The 6,527-nt window shown below is 69.5% G+C and carries 9 protein-coding genes; 1 reads left to right on the forward strand and 8 read right to left on the reverse strand.

The genetic code is table 11. The features are described 5' to 3' along the window. Positions 1-157 precede the first annotated feature (157 nt). On the forward strand, positions 158-583 hold the full coding sequence (locus tag B0F77_RS26070; RefSeq protein ID WP_086665620.1) for a DUF1761 domain-containing protein: 426 nt from the start codon (positions 158-160) through the stop codon (positions 581-583). On the opposite strand, the gene B0F77_RS26075 is transcribed toward B0F77_RS26070, so the two are convergent. The 8 genes from B0F77_RS26075 to B0F77_RS26110 all read right to left on the reverse strand — a co-directional run. Then, positions 580-1,011, reverse strand: coding sequence for a PH domain-containing protein (locus tag B0F77_RS26075; protein WP_245848640.1), 432 nt, complete (start codon positions 1,009-1,011; stop codon positions 580-582). The genes B0F77_RS26070 and B0F77_RS26075 overlap by 4 nt on opposite strands. Next, complete coding sequence (gene ribH, locus B0F77_RS26080) at positions 1,008-1,505, reverse strand: 6,7-dimethyl-8-ribityllumazine synthase (protein ID WP_086665621.1); 498 nt, start codon at positions 1,503-1,505, stop codon at positions 1,008-1,010. The genes B0F77_RS26075 and ribH overlap by 4 nt, the downstream gene beginning before the upstream one ends. Beyond that, entirely contained in the window at positions 1,502-2,764 is a 1,263-nt protein-coding gene (locus tag B0F77_RS26085; RefSeq protein ID WP_086665622.1) for a bifunctional 3,4-dihydroxy-2-butanone-4-phosphate synthase/GTP cyclohydrolase II, read from the reverse strand. The genes ribH and B0F77_RS26085 overlap by 4 nt, the downstream gene beginning before the upstream one ends. Beyond that, positions 2,761-3,381 (reverse strand): riboflavin synthase, encoded by a 621-nt coding sequence (locus B0F77_RS26090; RefSeq protein WP_086665623.1) that lies wholly within the window; start codon positions 3,379-3,381, stop codon positions 2,761-2,763. Before B0F77_RS26090 ends, B0F77_RS26085 begins: the two co-directional genes overlap by 4 nt. Before the next feature lie 8 nt (positions 3,382-3,389). Beyond that, positions 3,390-4,373 (reverse strand): bifunctional diaminohydroxyphosphoribosylaminopyrimidine deaminase/5-amino-6-(5-phosphoribosylamino)uracil reductase RibD, encoded by a 984-nt coding sequence (ribD, locus tag B0F77_RS26095; protein WP_086665625.1) that lies wholly within the window; start codon positions 4,371-4,373, stop codon positions 3,390-3,392. Positions 4,374-4,387: 14 nt separating this feature from the next. Continuing rightward, positions 4,388-5,053, reverse strand: a complete 666-nt coding sequence (rpe, locus tag B0F77_RS26100) for a ribulose-phosphate 3-epimerase (protein WP_086665626.1) — start codon at positions 5,051-5,053, stop codon at positions 4,388-4,390. Between the two features lie 26 nt (positions 5,054-5,079). Next, a complete protein-coding gene (locus tag B0F77_RS26105) occupies positions 5,080-5,577 on the reverse strand; it encodes a flavoprotein (protein ID WP_086665627.1) in 498 nt (165 codons plus the stop codon). Positions 5,578-5,769: 192 nt separating this feature from the next. Then, positions 5,770-6,527 (reverse strand): RsmB/NOP family class I SAM-dependent RNA methyltransferase (locus B0F77_RS26110; RefSeq protein ID WP_143466912.1); only part of this gene is annotated, 758 nt, incomplete at its 5' end.

Below are 6,527 nucleotides of genomic sequence, written 5' to 3' on the forward strand. Positions count from 1 at the left end.
TGCCCGCCGCGTCCGGCGGGCAGCCCCTCCTCACACCGTCCACTTCGGACTCGGCGGTTGATCCATCAACCACCGTTATGTCCGGGTCCGAACCACTCGTAACAGCGCACGTTCACCCCGCGATGCCAAGTCACCCTGATCACCGCGGGAGACCCTCATGAGTTTGACCGTGCTCGGCGACCTGAACTGGTTAGCCGTCATAGTGGCCACGATCGCGTACTTCGCGTTAGGTGCCGTGTGGTACGCGGAGTTCGCCTTCGGCAAGGCCTGGCAACGCGCCGCCGGCTGGGACCTCAACCCACCGGAGAACGCGGGAGCCGGCATCTACGCCGTCCCGCTCGTCACCTGCTTCGTCGCGACGCTCGCCACCGCGATGCTCGGCGCCGCGTCCGGCACCGACAACATCATGGAGGGCATCCTGCTGGGCCTCGTCGTGGGCGTCGGCATCGCGTTGCCGGTGATGTTCGTGACCGGTACGTACGACATGACGAAGCCCGCGCCCAAGACCTTCGCGGCCATCGGCGCGGGCTATCACATCGTCGGACTCGCGCTCGCGGGAGCGATCCTGGGTCAGTGGATCTAGTGGTGCGCTGCCTTGTGCAGCTCACGCAGTGCACGCACGGACGAAACGGCGTACTCGCGGTCCACGGCCTGCACGGCCATGATCGAGATGTACTCGTCCTCCGGCAGCTCCAGGCGGGCCCACGCGGCGCCGTCCGGGAAGCTGACCGACAGCACGTCCTGCCACTCGAAGTGGTGGGACGTCACGACGTTGCGAACGTCGACACCGGAGGCGTCGGCGGTGACGCGCGGACGGGTCAGCAGCAGCACGCCGCCCGCCAGCAGGAAGCCCAGGACGATCATCGCGACCTGGTCGGAGGGCTGGAAGATCACGCCGGTCGGGGTTTGCCCCAGCAGCAGGCCGACCACGGTGAACACCGCGACCAGGCCGATCGCGCACACCCACGCGACGCGGCGGATCTTCTTGGGGCGCAGGACGATGGTGGTCACTCGAAACCCCGCTCGGTCCAGGGCTGGCGCAGGCCGCGCAGCACCAGTGCCGTGTCGATCGCGGCGACGGTCGCCTCGTACCCCTTGTCCTCCACCGAGTCCGGCAGACCGGCCCGAGCCAGCGCCTGCTCCTCGGTGTTGGTCGTCAGCACGCCGTTGCCGACCGGCGTCGACTCGTCGAGTGCGACGCGGGTGAGCCCGTCGGTCACCGAGTCGCACACGTACTCGAAGTGCGGGGTGCCACCGCGGATGACCACGCCCAGCGCGACCACGGCGTCGTGGTGACGCGCGAGTTCCTGCACCACCACGGGAAGCTCGATCGCACCCGCCACGCGCACGACGGTCGTGTCGACGCAGCCGGCGTCCTCGGCGGCCTTCAGGGCACGCTCGACGAGCTGGTCTGTGATCTTGGTGTGCCAGCGCGTCGCCGCGATCGCGACGCTCAGGCCCTTGCCGTCGAGCCGGGTCTGCTCTGGACGGCCCTCGCCGCTCATTCCTGGTCCTCCGTAGCGGAAACAACGGCCTCGTACTGCTCCAGCTGGTGCAGCTCGTGGCCCATCCGGTCGCGCTTGGTGCGCAGGTACCGCAGGTTCTCCGGGTTCGGGGAGATCGGCAGCGGCACCCGGTCGAGCACACGCAGACCGTAACCAGCCTCGAGTCCCACGCGTTTCGCGGGGTTGTTCGTCAGCAGGCGCATGGACTTGATACCGAGGTCCACGAGGATCTGCGCGCCCGTGCCGTAGTCGCGCGCGTCGGCCGGAACACCGAGCGCGAGGTTCGCGTCCACCGTGTCCGCGCCCTGGTCCTGCAGCTGGTAGGCCTGCAGCTTGTGCATCAGACCGATGCCGCGGCCCTCGTGCCCGCGCATGTACAGCACGACACCACGTCCTTGTGCCGCAACGGCTTCCAGCGCCGCGTCGAGCTGCGGGCCGCAGTCGCAGCGCAGTGAGCCGAAGACGTCACCGGTGAGGCACTCGGAGTGCACGCGCACCAGCACGTCCTCGCCGTCGCCGATCTCGCCGTACACCAGCGCGACGTGCTCGATGCCGTCGAGCGTGCTGTCGAAACCGACGGCGGTGAACACACCGTGCGCGGTCGGGATCCGGGCCTCCGCGACGCGCTCGACCTGGGTCTCGACGCGACGGCGGTACGCGATCAGGTCGGCGATCGTGATCAGCGCGAGGTCGTGGTCGGCCGCGAAGACCTCGAGCTCTTCGCGCTGGGCCATCTCCTCCTCGAGCTTCTGCGACACGATCTCGCAGAGCACGCCGGCCGGGGACAGCCCCGCGAGACGCGCGAGGTCGACGGAGGCCTCGGTGTGACCGGGGCGGCGCAGCACCCCGCCGTCCCTGGCGCGCAACGGCACGACGTGGCCGGGCCGGGTGAAGTCGCTGGCCTTCGCGGTCGGGTCGGCGAGCAGCCGGATGGTGCGGGCGCGGTCGGCGGCCGAGATGCCGGTGCCGATGCCCTCGCGCGCGTCCACCGTGACCGTGTAAGCGGTGCCGCGCTGGTCCTGGTTCGTGTGGTACATCGGCGGCAGGTCGAGGCGGTCGCAGTCGGAGTCGGTCAGCGCCACGCAGACGTATCCGGACGTGTAGCGGACCATGAACGCGAGCAGCTCCGGCGTCGCCTTCTCGGCGGCGAAGATCAGGTCGCCCTCGTTCTCGCGGTCCTCGTCGTCCACGACGACCACCGGCCGTCCGGCGGCGATGTCCTTGATTGCGCGCTCGATGTCCGCGAAGTCGGTGCTCACTGGGTCTCCTCGCCCGCGATGGCCCGCAGGTGCGGGACAGCCAGTCGTTCGACGTACTTCGCCAGCACGTCGACCTCGAGGTTCACGTGCGAGCCCGGCAGGCGGTGCCCCAGCGTGGTGAGGTCGAGCGTGGTCGGGATCAGGCTCACGGAGAACTGGTCCTCCGAGACGTTCACGACGGTCAGCGACACGCCGTCGACCGTGATCGAGCCCTTCTCCACGACGTAACGGGCGAGCTGGGGCGGCAGTCCGATGTGGACGATCTCCCAGTGCTCCGCCTTCTCCCGCGCGAGAATCACGCCCGTGCCGTCGACGTGACCCTGCACGATGTGGCCTCCGAGGCGCTGGCCGACCGCGGCCGCGCGCTCCAGGTTGACCTTGTCACCCTCCGCGATCTTCGCGAGGCTGCTGCGCACGAGCGTCTCGCGCATCACGTCGGCGGTGAAGGTGCCGTTCTCGACCTCCACGACGGTGAGGCAGACGCCGTTCACCGCGATGGAGTCGCCGTGCTTGGCGTCGCTGGTCACGACGGGCCCGGCGATGCGAAGCCGTGCCGCGTCCGGCAGGTCCTGCGTCGCGACCACGTGGCCGAGTTCCTCGACGATCCCGGTGAACACCGCTCCTCCTAAGTTTGCGGAACCGCGCTGATCCGCAAGTCTGGTCCGCTCATGGTGACGTCTTCGACGGTCAACCTCACAGCGTCCGTGATGGTTGACACCCCCGCGTCCAGCACCGCCGCGGGACCGTTCCCGAGGATGGTGGGCGCGAGGTAGGCGAGCACTCGGTCGATCCTCCCAGCTCTCAGGAACGCACCGGCCACAGTTGCCCCACCTTCGAGCAGCACGTCCACCACGCCCCGGCCCGCAAGCGCGGTGAGCACCTCGTCCGGGTCGTGCGTACGCAGGTGTAGCGCGGTGTGCTGGAGTCTGGCTCCATCCGGGAGATCGCTCATGCCCACGACCACCGGCAACGGCTGGTGGGGCAGCGGCATTCCATCGGCGTCCCTGGCCGTCAGCGCCGGGTCGTCCTTCTTGACCGTGTTCGTGCCGACGATGATCGCGTCCAGCTTGGCGCGCATGTCGTGAACCTGCCTGCGGGAGGTCTCCGAGCTGATCCACTGGCTCGTGCCGTCCTGCGCCGCGATCCGGCCGTCGAGCGACGCCGCGTACTTCCACGTGACGTGTGGGCGTCCCGTGCGCGCGTAGTGCAGCCACGCCCTGAGGGGCCCCTGACTGACTTTCTGGCACATCAGGCCACTCTCGACCGTGATGCCGGCTTGTTCGAGCTGTACCGCGCCGCCCGCCGCCTTCGGGTTCGGGTCGCTGACGGCGTGGATGACGTGCTTGATGCCGGCCTCGATGAGCGCCTCGGTGCATGGCGGCGTACGGCCGTAGTGCGAACACGGCTCAAGGGTGACAACGGCCGTGCCGCCCCGTGCTTTCGTGCCCGCTTCTTTGAGTGCCATGACTTCGGCGTGCGAACCGCCGGCCGGTTGCGTGCCGCCGAACCCGACGGCTCTGCCGCTGTCGTCGAGGATGACGCAGCCGACCGGCGGGTTGGGACTCGTGGTGCCCCGCACCCGCTCGCTCTCCGCGATGGCGAGCACCATCGCGTCCTCGGGAGTCACGTGGTTCCGGCTGTCTGGGCGCGGGCAGCCTGGGCGCGCAGTGCCTCGACGGCCTTGCCGGGATCGGCGGCGTCGTACACGGCGGAGCCCGCGACGAAGCAGTCCACCCCGGCCTGCGCGGCCTGTTCGATCGTGTCGGCGTTGATGCCGCCGTCGATCTCCACGAGCAGCTTGAGGTGGCCGGTGTCGACGAGGTGCCGCGCCTGACGCACCTTGTCCAGCACGTCCGCCATGAAGCTCTGCCCGCCGAAGCCCGGCTCGACCGACATCACCAGCAGCGTGTCGTAGTGCTTGAGCACGTCGACGTACGGCTCCAGCGGCGTGCCGGGCTTGATGCTCAGCCCCGCCTTGGCACCGGCCGCCCTGAGGTTCCCGGCCAGCTTGACCGGATCCTGCGCGGCCTCGACGTGCACGGTCACGTTGTAGGCGCCCGCCTCGGCGTACGCGATGGCCCAGCGGTCCGGGTCCTCGATCATCAGGTGGCAGTCGATCGGGATGTCGGTCACCTTGAGCAGCGACTTCACCACCGGCAGGCCGAGCGTCAGGTTCGGCACGAAGTGGTTGTCCATGACGTCGACGTGGATCCAGTCCGAGGTCGGCACCGCGGCGAGCTCGTCGGCGAGTCGCGCGAAGTCGGCGGACAGGATGCTGGGGGCGATCATCGGCGTGTGGACCACAAGGGTGAAGTCTAGGTGTCCAGCAGGTCGAGCAGCCTGCCGGGAGCCTCGTCAGTGACCACCACGACACCCGCTCCGGTGAGCGTCTTCAGATGTGTCTCCCACATCGGATGGCGGCGCTTGTCCGCGTTCGCCTGGGGCATGACGACGACCTTGCAGCTCTCGACGCCGATGGCCTCGTTCAACGCGGTCAGCGCCTGGTTGTCACCGATGCCCAGGGCGAGCTTGGCGACCGAGTTCGCGCTGGCGGGGGCGAAGATGAACGCGTCCGGCGTCGGGTAGGGCTTGGGCTGGCTCGGCATCCTCGGGTGCCACCGGATCTCCAGGTCGGTGAGGGCCTGGAGCTTGTCCAGCTCGTTCGCCTCCTCGAACCACGGGACGACCGTCGGCGTGAGCGTGATGGCGAGCCGCCAGCCGCGTTGCGCCGCCGGTTCGGCCAGCTCCGTGCGGAACCAGTTCTCGACGCCGCCGCAGCCGCTTGCGACCAGTCCGAGCAGCCCACGTGTCATGGTCATGATGCTAGGCAGCGTGGCCGACCCGGCTCATGGGGGACTTCGAGCCCAGGTCGGGCACTGAGCTGGAGCAGGCGCTCGCCCCGCTTCGCCCAGGAGGCGCCGGAAGCCGCTCGGTTGAGCGACTTCCCTTGCGCCACAAGGGATCCAAAACTGTCAGACCCCGCCGCTACTGTTGTCCCCGAGCGCTCAAACAGGGCGTCGCAGCACCGCGCAGAACATCGCGTCGGTGCCGTGCAGATGAGGCCAGAGCTGAACGTGCGGTCCTTCCCCGAGGTCCGGAACTCCCGGGAAGAGCTCCCGCGTGTCCAGCACTTCGGCCCCGGTCCGCCGGGCGACGTCCGTCACCACCCCTACGGTCTCGGAGAGATGAGGTGAGCACACGACATAAGCCACGACGCCGCCAGGACGCACCAGTCGCAACGCCTCGGTGAGCAGCTCACGCTGCAGCTTCGTGAGCGTGCCGACGTCGGCGGGCTGGCGCCTCCACCGCGCCTCCGGGCGCCTGCGCAGTGCACCGAGACCGGTGCAGGGCGCGTCGACCAGTACGCGGTCGAACGCCCCTTCGACGAAGTCGGTCTCACGGCCGTCGGCCACGTGCACGGTCACCGGCAGGCCTGAGGTGATCTTGCGCACGAGCTCGGCGCGGTGGGGTGCCTTCTCGACGGCGATCAGCTCGCCGCCCTCGATGCCGACCAGCGCGGCCAGCAGGGCGGCCTTGCCACCGGGGCCAGCGCAGAGGTCCAGCCAGCGGTCGTCCGTACCTCCGTTGTCACCGCCCTCGATCGGCGCGCGGGTCAGGGCGAGTGCGCAGAGCTGGCTGCCCTCGTCCTGGACGTGGGCGAGGCGTTCCCGGACGGGCTCGAGATCGCCCGGGTCGCCCGCCCCCGCCTCCAGGTGCACGCCGTAGGGCGAGTAGGGCGCCACGTCGCCGCCATCACCGGCGG

The sequence above is a fragment of the Lentzea kentuckyensis genome, from assembly GCF_002150765.1.
Lineage (GTDB): Bacteria > Actinomycetota > Actinomycetes > Mycobacteriales > Pseudonocardiaceae > Lentzea > Lentzea kentuckyensis.

Excerpts from the sequence above, each read along its gene's own strand:
- B0F77_RS26070 (WP_086665620.1), top strand. The coding sequence starts at position 158 with ATGAGTTTGACCGTGCTCGGCGACCTGAACTGGTTAGCCGTCATAGTG.
- ribH (WP_086665621.1), bottom strand. The coding sequence starts at position 1,505 with ATGAGCGGCGAGGGCCGTCCAGAGCAGACCCGGCTCGACGGCAAGGGC.
- ribD (WP_086665625.1), bottom strand. The coding sequence starts at position 4,373 with ATGGTGCTCGCCATCGCGGAGAGCGAGCGGGTGCGGGGCACCACGAGT.
- B0F77_RS26105 (WP_086665627.1), bottom strand. The coding sequence starts at position 5,577 with ATGACACGTGGGCTGCTCGGACTGGTCGCAAGCGGCTGCGGCGGCGTC.
- rpe (WP_086665626.1), bottom strand. The coding sequence starts at position 5,053 with ATGATCGCCCCCAGCATCCTGTCCGCCGACTTCGCGCGACTCGCCGAC.